At 47.3% G+C, this 16,302-nt stretch carries 14 protein-coding genes and 2 pseudogenes; 2 read left to right on the forward strand and 14 right to left on the reverse strand.

The window, feature by feature from the left end:
- Positions 1–610: 610 nt before the first annotated feature.
- Positions 611–1,369 carry an enoyl-ACP reductase FabI gene (gene fabI, locus JCM2765_RS13260; protein WP_054737144.1) on the reverse strand — a complete coding sequence of 253 codons (759 nt, stop codon included), beginning with the start codon at positions 1,367–1,369 and terminating at the stop codon, positions 611–613.
- Between the two features lie 269 nt (positions 1,370–1,638).
- On the opposite strand from fabI, the gene JCM2765_RS13265 reads away from it, so the two are divergent.
- On the forward strand, positions 1,639–2,283 hold the full coding sequence (locus JCM2765_RS13265) for an SDR family oxidoreductase (protein WP_054737145.1): 645 nt from the start codon (positions 1,639–1,641) through the stop codon (positions 2,281–2,283).
- Positions 2,284–2,473: 190 nt separating this feature from the next.
- Here JCM2765_RS13265 and JCM2765_RS13270 read toward each other — a convergent pair whose 3' ends face one another.
- The 13 genes and pseudogenes from JCM2765_RS13270 to JCM2765_RS13330 all read right to left on the reverse strand — a co-directional run bounded on the left by JCM2765_RS13270 (position 2,474) and on the right by JCM2765_RS13330 (position 14,786).
- A complete protein-coding gene (locus JCM2765_RS13270; protein ID WP_162231421.1) occupies positions 2,474–3,337 on the reverse strand; it encodes a VanZ family protein in 864 nt (287 codons plus the stop codon).
- 5 nt (positions 3,338–3,342) lie between these two features.
- On the reverse strand, positions 3,343–3,585 hold the full coding sequence (locus JCM2765_RS17475) for a hypothetical protein (RefSeq protein WP_082405145.1): 243 nt from the start codon (positions 3,583–3,585) through the stop codon (positions 3,343–3,345).
- Between the two features lie 130 nt (positions 3,586–3,715).
- Positions 3,716–4,258: a TetR/AcrR family transcriptional regulator gene (locus JCM2765_RS13275; RefSeq protein ID WP_054737146.1), complete on the reverse strand. Its 543-nt coding sequence runs from the start codon at positions 4,256–4,258 to the stop codon at positions 3,716–3,718.
- A 213-nt stretch (positions 4,259–4,471) separates the two neighbouring features.
- Positions 4,472–5,692, reverse strand: coding sequence for an MFS transporter (locus tag JCM2765_RS13280; protein ID WP_054737147.1), 1,221 nt, complete (start codon positions 5,690–5,692; stop codon positions 4,472–4,474).
- Positions 5,693–5,918: 226 nt separating this feature from the next.
- Positions 5,919–6,740 (reverse strand): DUF975 family protein, encoded by an 822-nt coding sequence (locus tag JCM2765_RS13285; RefSeq protein ID WP_225352103.1) that lies wholly within the window; start codon positions 6,738–6,740, stop codon positions 5,919–5,921.
- A gap of 1,053 nt (positions 6,741–7,793) precedes the next feature.
- Positions 7,794–8,444, reverse strand: a complete 651-nt coding sequence (locus JCM2765_RS13295) for a CBS and ACT domain-containing protein (protein WP_054737150.1) — start codon at positions 8,442–8,444, stop codon at positions 7,794–7,796.
- A 4-nt stretch (positions 8,445–8,448) separates the two neighbouring features.
- The gene (locus JCM2765_RS13300; RefSeq protein WP_054737151.1) at positions 8,449–9,159 is read right to left on the reverse strand and encodes an ABC transporter ATP-binding protein; all 711 of its coding nucleotides are present in this window, start codon (positions 9,157–9,159) and stop codon (positions 8,449–8,451) included.
- Positions 9,160–9,161: 2 nt separating this feature from the next.
- Complete coding sequence (locus JCM2765_RS13305; protein ID WP_054737152.1) at positions 9,162–9,941, reverse strand: ABC transporter ATP-binding protein; 780 nt, start codon at positions 9,939–9,941, stop codon at positions 9,162–9,164.
- Positions 9,938–10,894, reverse strand: a complete 957-nt coding sequence (locus JCM2765_RS13310; protein ID WP_054737153.1) for a branched-chain amino acid ABC transporter permease — start codon at positions 10,892–10,894, stop codon at positions 9,938–9,940. Before JCM2765_RS13310 ends, JCM2765_RS13305 begins: the two co-directional genes overlap by 4 nt.
- A 9-nt stretch (positions 10,895–10,903) precedes the next feature.
- Entirely contained in the window at positions 10,904–11,782 is an 879-nt protein-coding gene (locus JCM2765_RS13315; protein ID WP_054737154.1) for a branched-chain amino acid ABC transporter permease, read from the reverse strand.
- A 336-nt stretch (positions 11,783–12,118) separates the two neighbouring features.
- Positions 12,119–13,332: pseudogene (locus tag JCM2765_RS13320) on the reverse strand (ABC transporter substrate-binding protein).
- A 434-nt stretch (positions 13,333–13,766) separates the two neighbouring features.
- Positions 13,767–14,093, reverse strand: a complete 327-nt coding sequence (locus JCM2765_RS13325) for an AzlD domain-containing protein (protein ID WP_054737155.1) — start codon at positions 14,091–14,093, stop codon at positions 13,767–13,769.
- A pseudogene (locus JCM2765_RS13330) lies at positions 14,080–14,786 on the reverse strand (AzlC family ABC transporter permease). The gene JCM2765_RS13325 and the pseudogene JCM2765_RS13330 overlap by 14 nt, the downstream one beginning before the upstream one ends.
- A gap of 220 nt (positions 14,787–15,006) precedes the next feature.
- Between JCM2765_RS13330 and JCM2765_RS13335 the strand changes: the two are divergent.
- On the forward strand, positions 15,007–16,020 hold the full coding sequence (locus JCM2765_RS13335) for an aldo/keto reductase (RefSeq protein WP_054737156.1): 1,014 nt from the start codon (positions 15,007–15,009) through the stop codon (positions 16,018–16,020).
- Positions 16,021–16,302: the final 282 nt, after the last annotated feature.

The following is a 16,302-nucleotide window of genomic DNA, read 5'->3' on the forward strand; positions in this document are numbered from 1 at the left end:
CTCCCGAAAATTTATCATGAAGGGTTTAACTGTCGGACGATGACAATTGCAAGCATCTCAGCAAGTGTTGAATGGCAACGTAACGACGTCGGGTCAGCCATACGTTCAAGCAAGTTGAGTCAATGTTCAGGCTAGACTTGTTCATCACGGAAATGACAACTACTGACTGATTGTGCTGTTTACCGAGTTAACATCAATCGCTGTCATACTGTAGCATGACGTCCAGTTAAGCATTTGAGATGGTCTATAATAGTGCCGAATTGTGCCAATGTAAGATTTCGGTAAGCGACTAGGTGTATGCTGTGTCGCGATGATTGGCGGTTGTTGGTGCCCTTCCGACAACCGCCAATCATCGGGGACAAATGTAAGACTCGCATGGGTTTGGGCGAGGCTTACATTTGAGGTCTGAGACAGCCTTCGGCTCAGGCCGGCCCCACAGCAGGAACCTAGTCGCTTACCGGAATCTACAGTTTAAGCAAATCACCGCAATTCACAAACTGAACAGAAGAATGCTTACGCTGAACACAAACGATAATACAAAAAAAGCGCTGAGTACAACCGATAACTCGGTCACCCCAGCGCCAATAACACTAATAATTGCAACTCACGTCTACATCAAATGAGTCCCTTTATCCACATAGATCACATCACCAACAACCCCAGTTGACAATGGGCTCAGCAAGAACGCAGCGGTATCGCCGACTTCGCGAATCGTGACCCCTTCGCCGTTAACAGCGCGTTCGTTAGAAATTTCAATCAGTTTGTTGTAGTCCTTAACCCCAGTAACGGCCAACGTCTTGATTGCCCCAGCTGAGATGGCATTGACCCGAATGTTTTGAACGGCCAAGTCGCGGGCTAAGTACCGGACAGTTGATTCCAAACCGGCTTTAGCGATCCCCATGATGTTGTAGTTTGGTACGGCTCGTTCAGATCCCATGTAGGTCAACGTGACGATCGAACCGCCCTCGTTCATCATTTCCCGGCCGTATTTAGCAGCCGAAATTAACGAGTACACGCTGATGGCTTGCGCTTTTTCAAAACTCTCCAAGCCAGCATCCGTTGTTTGCCCCGACAAGTCCTCTGGATCCGCGTAAGCAATGGCGTGAATGATGCCGTCAACGTTACCCACCGTTGCTTTAATGGTGTCAAATGCCGCTTTAACGTTTTCTGGTTCCGAAACATCACATTCAACTTCCAACACATCTTCCGGAATGAACTTATCGATACTGCGCTTCATCCGTTCATTTTGGTAGGTCAAAATCAGCTGGGCACCCTGTTCCGCCAACGCTTGAAAACAACCGTACGCTAAGCTACGTTTGTTCGCCACACCCATGATAATGATTTTTTTGCCTTCTAGAATTCCAGTCATAAAAAAACTCCTTTAAAGTTAAAATTAAGTTATGCCATTAACTAATTGAGGGTATATCAGCAATCAGTTTAGGTTTATTCTACTCTTTACACGCCAAGCGGACAACCCTACCGCATCTGTCCGTTACGATTTTGACTCAAGTGACTATAATAAAGAGTGTTCAATAGTTGAACTTCACTTCCTCTCGATGTGACCCACTCAACTGACCTGAGCACGACTAATTCTCGTACTCACCACTCAACTTAATTTTAATAAGGAGTGATTATTTAATGGCAAATGTTTTAGTTTTAGGCGCCAATGGTAAAATTGCAAAATTGGCAGAAGCTCAGTTATTGGTTGAAACTGACCACCGACTGACCCTCTTCCTTCGTCGTGCTAACCGTTTAACGATCTCTAATCCTGACCGTGAGCAAGTCATCGATGGTGATGTGTTGGATCAAGCCCAACTTGAAAAGGCAATGGCTAACCAAGACATCGTCTACGCTAACCTTGGTAACCGTGATATCGAACGGCAAGCCCAAACGGTTGTGGCAGCGATGAAGGCTACCGGTGTCAAGCGTTTGATTTGGATCTCAACCCTTGGCATCTACGACGAAGTACCTGGTAACTTCGGCAAGTGGAACCACCAAATGTTGGATGGTGGTTACCTTGAAACCTATTCCGCAGCCGCTAAGGTCATCGAAGCATCCGGCCTCGATTACACGATCATTCGGCCAGCTTGGCTTTCTAACAACGATATTGTGAGCTACGAATTCACCCAAAAAGGCGATGCCTTCAAAGGGACCGAAGTTTCTCGTCGCAGTATCGCCGACGTCGTGGTCAAGCTGATCAACGACCCAACCAAGGAGATCGGCCATTCGATTGGGGTCAACCAACCTCACACCGATGGCGATCGCCGCCCATCATTCTATTAACATCAACGATACCATTACTCACTGGTGTTCCCCGCACCAGTCTCGCAAGTTAGTGTTCCCCGCATTGACTTGACTGAGCGATCTAGCGATAACAACTGGTTACACAGTCGATTTGTACCCAAAATTATACTAAAAAAGCCACTGTGACTTCCCAATTAGAAGGTCATAGTGGCTTTTTCACACTCATCATTTATTCGGCGCGTAACACCGTTCGACTCAGTTTTTCAAACAACAATTCATGACTCGGCCGAAATACATCGATCAAGAGATCCAACGCCAGCAATAACCCAATAACACCAAGCGTTAAGACTAAGATAATCCCGACAATGCCCGCCGCAAATCCGGTTTTGGAAACCTGACTTATCACGATACTCGAAACCGCGGGAATCCAAATCAGCGAATAGCCTAATCCCGTTCGAAGCATCAACTGACCGGCAGTCGGCCGCTCACTTTCAGCCCGTAACGTCCCAATCCTCAATCGAACTAACTTCAACCCTAACGTCCGTTGCCAACGAAGTTCTGGTAAGACGATCACCAGCCCCAACGCAACAAACGTGGAGATGCCGGACCACAGATTGCCGTGTAAGTGAAAAATGGTCATTAACAGGCTTGAAACGAGAAAGAATACCAACCAGTCCACCACAAACGCCGTCGCGTGCCGGAAAGTTGATACCTGTTTAGCCCGGACCTGTAACTGCTTGCTGAGGTAGTCGCTTGATGGCAGTAATGGCAGCACAAAGCGCGTGAGGCCAAAGCCCAGTAAGCCACCAGTGGTATTTAACAATAAATCGTCCACGTCAAATAACCGGTACGGCCGTGGGTAGATGCCATATAACCCTGATAACTGGGTTAACTCAAAGAAGAGCGAAAGGCAAAACGCCGCAACTAACGTGAAGCGCCACGAGCGCCTGAAATACGTCCGCAGGTAAAACCCAAACGGCACCGTCAATAACACATTAAAGGCCGGCTGGATCACCGTTGGCGCCTTCAAAGCCGCTAACCAAGTATGCGGATTCGTTAGCTGAAACGGGCTGTACGCCAAAAACTGGCGCACAAACATCAGTGCTGAAGGTTCATCTCCGGCGTTGTTAGTTTGGCGACCGCTGCACGTGACGGTAACGGTAAAATAATTAAAAAATAAGCGCAAATCAAGTAAAACACCAAACTATAGAGCATTAAAATCGACCACCGTGAAATAGCGCCAAATCGGTGATAGTGCCACAGTAAAATTGGAAACGTCATGAACAATGCCACGATTGGAAACACCAGCATCGCCATTTTGATATCAAACAAATAAACCACGAATTATCTCCTCCATGTTATCCTTAGCCCACAAAAAATCATCTATCTAGCAACGACTAGGTAGATGATCAACATACCTGTGATTCAAAATTGGGTTTCGTCGACTTAGCAAGTCATGTGCGGTGAAAAATTACTTGCTGAACTTTGCAACCAATTCTTGGACCGTTTCTTCTAGCTCAGTGGCGTTGATGTTTTCAGCACCTTCAGAAACGTAGCGTTCGAGGATACCCATCATGATACCTTCAACAGCACTAATCATAATGTTGCGATGCTTAGCCTGACGAATCATATCGATCACCGGATCTTCAACCGTGCTCGACCCCTGAACACGTCGTTCAATCATTTCCCATAAAATCTGATTCAAAATGTCGTGCAGATCTGCTCGGCTCTGCCGACTTGGTGAGAGGTGCCGTAATAGTGGCCAGTACTGCTCAACGTAGGTCACATACTGCGTCAATAAGGGTTGGTCAGGCACGGTTTTTTCAACCGTATCTTCGATCACCGTCATCAACAGCGCGGTTTTATCCTTGAAGTACCGGTAAAAGGTACTCCGAGTAACAAAACTCTCCTCCGAAATCTGCGATACACTGATCATATCGTAGTACTTTTGCTCCAATAAATCTAAAAACGCGGTCATTATTTGGTGCCGCGTACGCTCTTGCGCTCTCCCCATGGCTCATTCTCCTAATCCTTTAATAATTACCGATTCACATTTCGATGTCATGTCTCACAACCCATAAAGATTGTACTAAAAAATCCCAGTCATATTCAAGTAATTAACCTTAATGGGACGGACTTAACTGATTTATAACCTTGTCCCAATAAATAATATCTCATGAGAAATATTTTGGAACCTGATTAAAATCAGCAACGTGCAACTCAATCGTTATTCTGCTTGATCCGGTTCCTGATAATCCTTGTGATAGGCCCAAACAACCACAATTAAGTTGATGATGACTAACCCGGTTGTCATCAAGAAAACGTAACGGTAATCTAGAACCCCCGCCACGATTGAAGCCAGCATTGGTCCAACCACTGAACCAATTGCCTGGGCTGATTGGTTATAGCTAAAGATTCGACTGATGGCTTCTGAAGGCGTGGCTAACGTCATCACCGTTTGCGTAATTGGTAATAGCGCAGCGTCCGAGATTCCGACCAAGAATCGGAAAACGCCAAGTGCAATCACCGTTGTCACGAAGAACATCGGCACAAACATCGCGGCACAAAAGATCAGGCCGAATATCAAGACCCGTCGTGGCCCAATTTGGTCGCCCAAGGCCCCTAGTTTGGGTGCAGCCAACAGAGTAGCGATTCCGGGCAGTGCCGCGATCACCCCACTGGCCATCGCAATGTTGCCGTGTTGATGCATTAATTCCTTAACAAACAAACTAATAATCGGGTTGATTGAGGTCGTCGCCGCTTGAATCAACATGGAAGAAATGATCATCGCCCAAACGATTCGAACGTGTTTGATTCCCGCAAAGGCACTCTGTTTAGCCAATTTTTGATTTGTGATTGGTGTGAACTCTTCCTTAACGAAGAAGAAGGTGGTTAACGCCGCAATTGCCATCATCCCGCCAAACAGGTAAAACGGAATCCGGTAACCAAATATACCGGCAATATAACCGCCGATAATGGGACCAATCAACTGGCCGCTCACGTTACCGGTCGTCAACGTTCCCATCGTTCGGCCCGACTTGTTGACCGGCACTTCGCTCGCCATTAAGGCGTAGGCGTTATTAATGTAACCCGAAAAAGCCCCCTGAATCAGGCGAAGCAGGATCAAAATCCAAACGTTCGGCGACGCCCCGGTTAGCGTTGCCGTAATCGTCATCCCAATGGCTGCCCGCATCAGCATCGGCTTGCGACCTGTTCGATCCGCAAGTCGTCCCCACAATGGTGACACGATGGCCTGACTTAAGAAGGTCACCGAAAAAGCCGCCCCCGCAAAGAGGGTCAGTTCCCATTTTGGAAAATGCCCCATCTCACTAATGAACAACGGTAAGAATGGCAAGCTCATGCTAGCACCAGCACCAGTAATAAAGTTCCCCACCCATAAGGCGTACAAATTTTTTCGCCACTGCGGCAAGCGTTTCGAATTACTCAATTTTCACACTCCATTTTCAAATAGTTACCTATCAAGCATAACATAGAAATGATGTTTACTTAAATTTATACAACCGGTGACTATCCTATAAAAGCCGAAAATCCGGCATTCCATTACGTTTGGGCTCGGTTAATAGCGACTTAATTAATAAAAAATACGCCTCACCGCTATCAATTAGTTGATAACCGTGAGGCGCATTTAAACCTACTATATGAGTTAACGTAGACTACTCTTGCTTTGGTGTTTCATCATCGTCTGGTTTGTCGGTTGGTGTTGCTGCTTGTGAATCAGTATCATCTGATGAGGGCTGTGAACCAGCATCGCTTGATGGCGTCTGCTCATCCGTTGACGGCGTGACCACAACGGGTTCTTCCGGATCCGACTCTTCGTCTGCCTCAGCTGCTTCCATCGACAACTTAACGTAGAAGTTCGCCATGGTTTGCTGGTAGTAAGGTTCTACCCCAAGAATCGGCAGAATCAGGATACATAATAGCGCCCAGCCAATAAAGCTCAACTGCAGCACAAACATCTCCCATTTGTGACCATCCATCATCTCCCGGCTTAAGGTGATTGCTTCCATAAAGCCAATTTTTTGACCCTGATCAAGGTAATCCCGGTAAATGTAAATCGCTTGTGAATACGAATAACCCTTAATGATCCCTGGAACGAGCAGTAAAAACGACCACAACATCGTCATAATGCCAATCAAAATAGTCAGCGCAAGTGTACCGATAAAGTAGTCCCAGCTGTTAAAAATCGTAAATGATTTACTAACGGGTTCCTTAAGCTCGGTGACACCCCGTTCAAGGTCGATCAGCACAAAGCTGACCCCCACCATTAACAGGCTTAACACGATACTAATGATCCAAGCCAAATTACTCTGCTCAAAATTAGAATTTAGAACCCCATCCGCAAAGTTAGAACCAAACGTCACTAATTGCAAAATAAAAATTGGTAAGAATAGCACTAAATAAAATTTAAAGTTCCGATTAAGTAACTGCTTTGCCTCCGCCTTGATTGTTTTTCGTCTCGTTGTCGCATCCATCATCTGGACCTCCCCTACAGCCGTGACCTTAACGCCCCTTGGCTGTGACTTATCTGATTTCAGTATATCGGTAGCGTCTAGTCACTGTCAATGCTGGGCACTTCCGAAGCCACTGTCCGTTACAATACTGCCGCTTGTGTCCAGCGTAAGTATATTTAGTTTGTGAAGTTCGGTGATTCTGGTCTTCTATAGTGGGAAGATGCCGCGGGAGGCTCCGGCGCTATGCGAGGCTGGAACGCAGTGGCGGGCCTACGAGCTAGGAACGGAAGAAGACCACTTCCGTGCCGGATCTCTCCGGACCCGCGTATGACTAAAGCACTCGCAGCCCGAACCCCACGGACTACGACTACTTAAGTCATACCGACACTGCTGAGCCTCGCGCGCCTCCGCCTCCCGCTACATGGTGCGCTGTCAGCAACCACAACAGCTGATTGTCACATTCCGAAGTTGCCGAAACTGCGTGATGACAACGTTAGATGATAACTCAACAACCGAAAGAAACGATTGTGGTCAATGCCCAGTAACCATAATGCGTCAATGATTGCGTGATGCTAAATCTGCCGGTCGTGCATCACGTTTGCGTGAACTTAGTGCAGTTGCGTTGACATTCAGACATCCGTTGCGATTCTGAAGCGCTGACTGATGATCAATTCTGTCGTTTATCGAATCAACGATAGTCGTTGTAATGCTGCGACAAGCCGTGCAGTTAAGCACTTGAGATGATCTGCAACAGTGCCGAATTGCGCCAACGTGAGATGGAGGTAAGCGACTAGGTGTATGCTGTGTCGCGATAATTGGCGGTTGTTGATGGTCTTCCAACAACCGCCAATTATCGGGGACGAATTGAAGACTCGCACGATTTTTGGCGAGGCTTCAATTCGAGGTCTGAGACCGCTCTTCGGCTCAGGCCGGCCCCACAGCAGGAACCTAGCCGCTTACCGGAATCGTCAGTTCACGCAAATCACCGCACTTCACAAACTAAACAGAAGAATGCTTACGCTGGACACAAACGACAGCAAAAAACGGAAACACAATGCGTGCTCCCGTTTCACTTAACTATCGATCAATTTTCTGGCTAACAACCAACCGAACTTCAAAGCCGGCACTTTCCAAGGCCTGCTTAACCGCTTGGCCATCAGTTTTGTCCACGTGCATTTCAATCATGATTGGCCCTAAGTTACGGGTGACCATCAACGTTTGAATGTTAAAGCCGTTGTCGGCCATGATCTTGCCGATTTCGTAGATAACGCCGGTGCGGTCTTGGTTGATGATGACCTGAACCACCGTGGCGTCCACGAAGTAGTCGGTGATGTCCAAGAACCCATCTAAGACATCGTTTGTGGTAATGATCCCCACAACGTCATCACCGTTCGTGACGGGTAAGACGCCAATTTGGTTATGCCGCATTTCGCTAATAGCGTCCTCTAACTGCGCGTCTTGACTGATTGTCTTAACGTTTTTTTCCATCACGTCGTTAACCGTCATTTTGTTAAATAGGTAGTTAATTTCGTAAATGGATAAGCTCGTTGCCTTCGATGGTGAGGCTTCTTGAATGCTTGATTCTGTCACCAGACCAACTAATTTGTTCCCATCAATGACGGGTAACCGGTGAATCTTGTTTTCCTTCATTGTGTTGATCGCCACGCTGACCTTGGTATCGGGTGAAATCGTGATGACCTTTTTTGTCATGTAATCTGCAACACTCATGTCACTAACCTCCTAAGTATGCCTTTTGTACGTCAGCGTTTGCCAACAGTTCTTGACCAGTACCGCTCATCTTCACTTCACCGGTTGCCAACACATAACCGCGATCCGCAATGGAGAGCGCCTGTTTGGCATTTTGTTCGATCAAAAGCACCGTGGTGCCCTGCTCCTTAATCGCTTTAACGATTTCAAAAATTTCGTTGATAAAGATTGGTGCGAGCCCCATTGAGGGTTCATCTAATAGGAGGAGTTTGGGTTTGGACATCAGTGCCCGTCCCATCGCCAACATTTGTTGTTCGCCACCTGATAGCGTCGCAGCATCTTGGTTAAGTCGCTGTTTCAGGATTGGGAACCGTTCGTAGACGGCCTCAAAACTTTCCGCCATGGCTTGCCGGTCACTTTGGAGGAACGCCCCCATTTGGAGGTTTTCCTTAACAGACATGCCTGGGAAAATATGCCGGCCTTCTGGTACTTGAGAAATCCCAGCGGCGACAATCTTAGGCGCCTTTTCTTTTTGAATCTCGTGCCCTTCGTATGTAATCGTGCCACTAGCGGGTTTCAAAAGGCCGGAAATGGTCTTCAGAATCGTCGTTTTCCCAGCACCGTTAGCACCAATTAGAGAGACGATTTCACCTTCGTTGATGTCAAAGCTGACACCCTTAACGGCATTGATCACGCCGTAGTTGACTGCTAGATCCTTTACTTCCAACATCGCCATGGTTACGCCTCCTCTCCCAAGTATGCTTTGATAACAGCTGGATTTTCCTGAATTTCAGTTGGCGTTCCTTGCGCCAAGAGTGAGCCATGATCCAGTACGTAAATGCGTTCAGCCAGATTCATGACCAACGACATATCGTGTTCGATCAACAAAACGGTAATGTGAAATTCTTGCTGAACCTTGCGAATCAACCGGGTCAAATCAGCCGTTTCTTCCGGGTTCATCCCAGCAGCTGGTTCATCCAAGAATAGGATCTTCGGCTTCATGGCCAGTGCCCGGACGATTTCCAACCGCCGTTGAATCCCGTATGGCAGGTTCTTCGCTAATTTTTCAGTATCATTTTCAAGTTCAAAAATTTTCAACAAGTCGATGGCTTCTTTGCGAATCCGGGCTTCCGTCTTGTAGTATTTTGGCAAGCGGAAGATCGATTGCAAAAACCCTTCCTTATAATGGGCCGTCATGGCGATCAAAACGTTGTCCAACACCGTCAGTTCTTTGAAGAGCCGAATGTTTTGGAAAGTCCGTGCGAGACCAAGGTTGGCAATTTTAAAGGCTTTTTTGCCATTCAGCGGAATCGTGCCGTCATCGCTTCTAAACGTAATCGAACCAGAACTTGGCACGATGACGCCCGTTAGTAGGTTAAAGAGCGTTGTTTTACCGGCCCCGTTAGGCCCAATCAGGGCAACCAATTCATTATCGTTCAGTTGCATGTTGACGTTTGAGACCGCCGTCAGCCCACCAAAGTTTTTGACGAGGTCGTCAACTTTTAGTAGTGTACTCATGATTGCGCACGCTCCTTTCCTTTACGGTTAAACAACCGCTTAAATGATAGTTCCCAAGTACCCAGAATACCTGATGGCTTGAAGATCATAATCAAAACCAAGACCACGGCGTAGATCACCATCCGCAAGGCACCAAAGTTTTGAAGCGCCGTATCAACAATCCCAAGGATAATGGCAGCCACGAAGCTCCCAGTGATACTACCAACCCCACCAAGCACAACGATGATCAGAATCGAAATCGATTCCATAATGCCGAAGGTGCTTGGGGCGATGGTTTGAAGATATGAGGCCTGCATTGAACCAGCAACCGCAGCAGTAGCGGCGCCCAACACAAAGGCCGCTAGCTTCCATTTAGTGGTGTTGATGCCCATTGATTCAGCCGCAATTTCATCTTCACGAACGGACAAGGCTGCCCGGCCGCCACGACTGTGAATGAAGTTCACGATGACGATCGTTGTAACACAGATCATGATGTAAACCACTGGCCAAGTCGCAAATTGAGGAATGTTGAACATCCCGGATGGCCCGTTGGTAATTTTCAAGTTATTAATGATGATCCGAATAATTTCGGCAGCGCCCATCGTAGCAATTGCCAGATAGTCACCCCGCAGCCGCAACGTTGGAATCCCAACGATCAGGGCTGCAATGATGGCGATGATGATACCGACAACGATTGAACCGTAGAAGGCTCCCGCCGTTGCGGTCTTACTAGTAATGATGGCCGTGGCATAGGCCCCAACTGCCATAAACCCAGCGTGCCCCAACGAGAATTGACCGGCGAACCCGATGACCAGGTTCAAACCAACGGCCAAAATAATATTAATGCCGATCGTCACCAGCATGTTTTCCAAGAATGAATCGATGACCCCGACCAAGATCAAGGTATTAATGAGGTAAAAGCCGGCGATCATCAAAATCAGCCAACACAGATTTGATTTCAGGTTTGCTTTCATTGTTATCACCTAGACCTTTTCTTTAACGTTTTTACCGAAGATTCCGGCTGGCAATACCAACAGGATAATGATCAGTACCAGATACACAGCGGCGTCTTTGTATGCAGACAGCCCAACCGATTGAACGGCCGTTTCGAGGATCCCAATCAAGAAACCACCAAGTGAGGCCCCTGGAACGGATCCGATACCACCAACAACCGCAGCAACGAAGGCTTTGATCCCAGGTGTCATCCCCATCAGTGGGTCAATCGAGTTGTAGTACAGCCCGATCAAAACCCCAGCAGCACCGGCCATTGATGATCCTAGCGCGAAGGTAAAGGAAATCGTCCGGTTGATGTTGATGCCGACCAATTCAGCAGCATCCGCGTCAACGGAAACGGCACGCATGGCCCGGCCCATCTTAGTCTTCTTAATAATCAGTTCCAACAAAATCATCAAGAGACAAGCGGTAAACAGAATCAAAATTTGAATGTTTGAGATCACAATGCCACCAAGGTGGTAGTTGACCTGTTTAATCACTTGTGGGAAGTTTCGGGTATCAGCACCATAGAGGTACGACATTCCGTTTTCCAAAAAGTACGAAACCCCAATCGCAGTGATCAAGGCGGTGATCCGTGGTGCGTGCCGCAGTGGCCGATAAGCGAAGTATTCAATCACAACCCCACTCACCGCACAAACGAACATCGCTGAAAGTAGTGCAAAGATAAAGTTGAAGTGCCAAAAATTAATGGTGTAATAACCCCAAAAGGCCCCCAACATGTAAATATCGCCATGAGCGAAGTTGATCAGTTTAATAATGCCATAAACCATGGTGTACCCCAGGGCAAGCAACGCGTAAATGCTTCCGAGGGACAACCCATTAATAAGTTGTTGTAGCAGTGTTTGCATGGTGTGCCTCCTTTTGCCAGAGTGAGAAAAAAAGCGGTTAGAAAGCGGAGTGTAAGGTGGATCAGGCGAAAGGCCTGAGTTTCGGCCTTTTGCCTGATTTACCTTACATGCAGCTTTCTGCTTTTTTCGCACGTTTCGGCTATATAAAATACTTAGCGGGTAACATTAACCGCTCATCGGCCAATGCTCACCCATTTCAACCGTCCAAAACCCGAACAGTCGCAGAACCTCAGATTCTATCATATGTATCCCTAAAACCTAAGAAGCTCTGTTGAACCAACCACTTATCTGAGTGATTACCTCAACAGAGCCCCCTAGTGGGGAACTCCGCGTGGCCTACTTGATTGAAGTAGAACCGCTAACCTTGCCGTTAGTCAATTGTTCAACGGCGATTGGCTTGCTTGCATCGTGTTTCTTATCGATGGTGATCTTACCAGTAACACCATCAAAGTTCTTGATCTTAGTCAAGCCCTTAGTGATCTTAACTGAGTTGGCTGACTTTTCGCTTTCGATAGCGTCTTTGATCATGTATGTTGAATCGTATGCCAAGGCTGAGAAGGTTGGGGCTTCGGTGTGGTAACGGGCCTTGTAAGCTTCATGAATTTAACGGCCGTTGGGTTCTTTTCAGCAACGGTTTGTGAGAATGGTGTGGTGTAGTAGATCTTTGACGCGTTCTTGGCACCGGCGATTTGAACCAACTTAGCATCGGCCATCCCATCAGAACCAACGATTGGAACGTTCAAGCCCATTTGACGCGCTTGCTTGATGATCAAGCCAATCTCTGAGTAGTAACCTGGGGCGTAGATGGCATCGATCTTCTTGTTCTTAAATGACGTCAAGATGGCGTTGAAATCCTTGTCGCCGGCAGTGAAGTACTGAGTGGCAACGATCTTACCCTTGAATTGTTGCTTGAAGGCCTTCGCCAACCCAGTCCCGTAATCGGTTGAGTTGTCAGCCAAGACGGCAACGCGACGCCCCTTCAAGTTGTTGTAAATGAACTTAGCACCGGTACCACCTTGGAAGTTGTTTTGGTAGCAAGCCCGGAAGACGTAAGGTTGGGCCTTCCCATTCTTTTGAAGCGTGTAATCTGGGTCAGTTGCTGATGGACTCAAGGCAGGTACCTTGGCCTTCGTTTCGTTAGGAATGGCAGCCGTCCCGGCATTGGTTGTCGCCGTCCCGATAATGGCACTAACCTTATCGTTGTTAGCGAGTTGAGCGGCAACTGAAGCGGAAGTACTCGTTGAAGTCTTGTTATCCTTGATGATCAACTTGATCTTCTTCTTTTTACCGTTAACGTTCACACCACCGTTTTTGTTGATTTCGGAAGTGGCCATTTCAACCCCTTGCTTCATTTGGTTCCCGTAACCACCAGCGGCACCGGAGAGTTCCAAGTTGACCCCAATTTTAATCGTGTTGCCAGTTGCATCGTTGCCGCTGCTAGCGGTCTTAGCTGTACTACATCCTGCGAAAATTGCGGCTGATGCCAAAATTGTTGCGATCCCTGTAACTTTCTTAATCATACTTTTCTTCATGGTAATTCCCACTTTCATCTATGTATTTGTGTGTCACTTTGCCGACTTGCGATCCTCCTTTGAAGCCTTTGGCAATAAAAAAACCTCATTCCAATTTAATGAATGAGGTTTGAAGTCAATTTAATCTCAAGCCCTCATTATTAAAACTCAAAGAAGGGCTCAATCGTTTAAGTAATGAACTGGTCTAACCAGCCGTTAAATGAACGTTGCGTCCTTGGATTTTAATAATAAGACTAAATTCTGACGAGCAGAGGTTACTACGTTAAGTTGTTCAAATGTCATGTTTTTCATGGTGTAACCTCCTGTCAGAATTTGATTTGCTTGATTGAATGACGTAAGTATAGCGAGAATCTCAGAAGCCGTCAACAGTTTTTTAATTATTTTCTAACTTTTCATTTAAACTTTCTTAAATAAATCCTATTATACCGGGAATTTGGCTAGTTAAATTTTTTTCACATCAACCCATTAATTAGTCCTAATGAGATCACCCCAACGATGACGATGACCAACAGGTTCTTGGTCAGAACCGCGCTCAATAAAGTTGGCACACTCGCCAGCACGTTGGGCACGTTTAACGTTGGTAATTGCCCCAGATGCTGAACAAAGAGACTCTCCATCCACAACGCCGTCATGATGCTGATGGGCACGAAGCTCAAAAAGGTGACCACGATTGCTGGCAACTTAAACTGTTTTAGCAGGACAAACGGGATAATCCGCGATAGCCAGATAACCAACCCCGTGCTCAAAATAACGACTAAGACGTAACTACTTAACGACACGTTTCATCACCACCCCAGCGAAACAACCGACCAACGCGACCACCAATAACAAGGCATTTTGTGGCATCACGGCCATGCCAAAATACATCAACACTGCAACGATGCCGATCACACTCAATTGAATCGTCAGTTTGATTGACTTATCCGCGACCACTTGTAAATACAGCAGGCCGATGAACATCGCCACCAGCGCGAACCCGATGCCGTACTTTTCCGGATTGGGGATCAAATTCCCCAATAGACCACCGACGCCAGAAGAAATCGCCCAAGTCACGTAAGCCATCACATTCGCCGTATTTAGCCAACTAAAGGAGAGTCGCCGATCCGTATAGTTTAATTTACTCGTTCCTAATGCAAAGGTTTCATCCGTCAGCAACGTTCCCAGCCAGATGTTCTTCCAGAGACTTTCATGCGCCGTATACGGTGCAATAACGGTACTCATCAGGATTGCCCGTGCGTTCACCAAAAATGCCGAGAGGACAATGGCGCCGATCCCAGCATGCATCACGATTAAACTCACCACAACAAATTCGACCGACCCAGCGTAGGTAATCATCGACATTAAAACAATTTCCAACACGCTTAACCCGTTGGCTCGAGCGGTAATGCCAAATGCCATGCGATGCCGATGTAACCAAAAACCGTGGGTAACGTTTCCCTTGCAGCAGAACGGACATCTAAATCACCGTTCATGTTCTCACCACTTTCTCATTCTAATTCTCCATTATCTTAGGCTAGGCGGTGACAACTGTCAATTGACTGGTTGCTACGTCATCCCTGGTAAGTGATACTTTATTTCTATAACGACTGCCACAATCTACCAAGACCGCCGTCAAAATCTTCCCACTATTTTCTAAAACTTGGTGTAAAATTGAAAGCGATTACTAGTTTGTTCCATTTTAGGAGGCTTTTCATGTATTCAGCTAATCCCCACCGTTACGACACCATGGTGTACAACCACCTTGGCAACAGCGGTTTACAACTTTCCGCCATCGGCCTCGGCTTGTGGCACAACTTTGGGAGTGTCGATCCGTATGACAACCAGCGGGCCATCGTCCGTCAGGCATTTGACCTCGGCATCACCTACTTTGACCTTGCGAACAACTACGGTCCGGTTCCCGGCAGCGCTGAGCGAAACTTCGGGCACATCTTGGCGACCGACCTCAAACCCTACCGTGATGAGATCGTTGTTGCCAGCAAAGCCGGTTACGAGATGTGGGACGGCCCTTACGGTAACTGGGGTTCTCGGAAGAGCATCATTGCGAGTGCTAACCAAAGCCTGACTCGTTTAGGCCTAGATTACGTTGATATCTTCTACTCTCACCGACCAGATCCAAATACGGACGTTTACGAAACGGCACAAGCGCTCGACAGCTTGGTTCGACAAGGTAAAGCACTCTACGTCGGCATTTCAAACTACAGTGGCGCTCAAACAGCAGCCATCATTGACTGCTTCAAGGACATGCACACGCCGTTCGTGATTCACCAACCCCGCTACAACATGTTCAACCGTCAAATCGAAAGTGACCTGTTTCCCGTCTTGAAGCGAGAACACAAGGCTGCCGTGGGCTTTAGCTCACTGTGTCAGGGCCTGTTAACTGACAAATACCTCAACGGCATCCCCGATAATTCCCGGGCTGCTAAGTCAACCAGTCCCTTCCTCCAGCCCAAACAGGTCAAGCAAACCCTCAAAACAGTCCGCGCCTTAAACGAAGTCGCCGAATCTCGCGGCCAAACCCTTGCCGAAATGGCACTGGCTTGGAACCTCCGCGAACCCGAACTGGCCTGTGTTCTGGTTGGTGCCAGTCGGCCTGAGCAACTGCTAGACAACGTCAAAGCGTTGAACCACCTTGACTTCACGGCGGATGAATTGGCCGAAATCGATAACATTTTAAATGACCAAAGTGCGATTGATTGGTCACGGTAATTTACTTTTACAATAAAAAACGATGATGCTTCTCTTGATTGAGATGCGTCATCGTTTTTTACTGTCGTTTGTGTCCAGCGTAAGCATCATTGATGTGAGTTTGTGAAATATGATTTGCTTGAACTGTCGATTCCGGTAAGCGGCTAGGTTCCTGCTGTGGGGCCGGCCTGAGCCGAAGAGCGGTCTCAGGCCTCGAATTTCAGCCTCGCCAAAACCCATGCGAGTCTGAAATTCGTCCCCGATAATTGGCGGTTGTTGGGAAGTCGCCAACAACCGCCAATT

Origin of the sequence: Secundilactobacillus similis DSM 23365 = JCM 2765 (assembly GCF_001311075.1) — a bacterium.
In the GTDB taxonomy this organism is placed as follows: domain Bacteria; phylum Bacillota; class Bacilli; order Lactobacillales; family Lactobacillaceae; genus Secundilactobacillus; species Secundilactobacillus similis.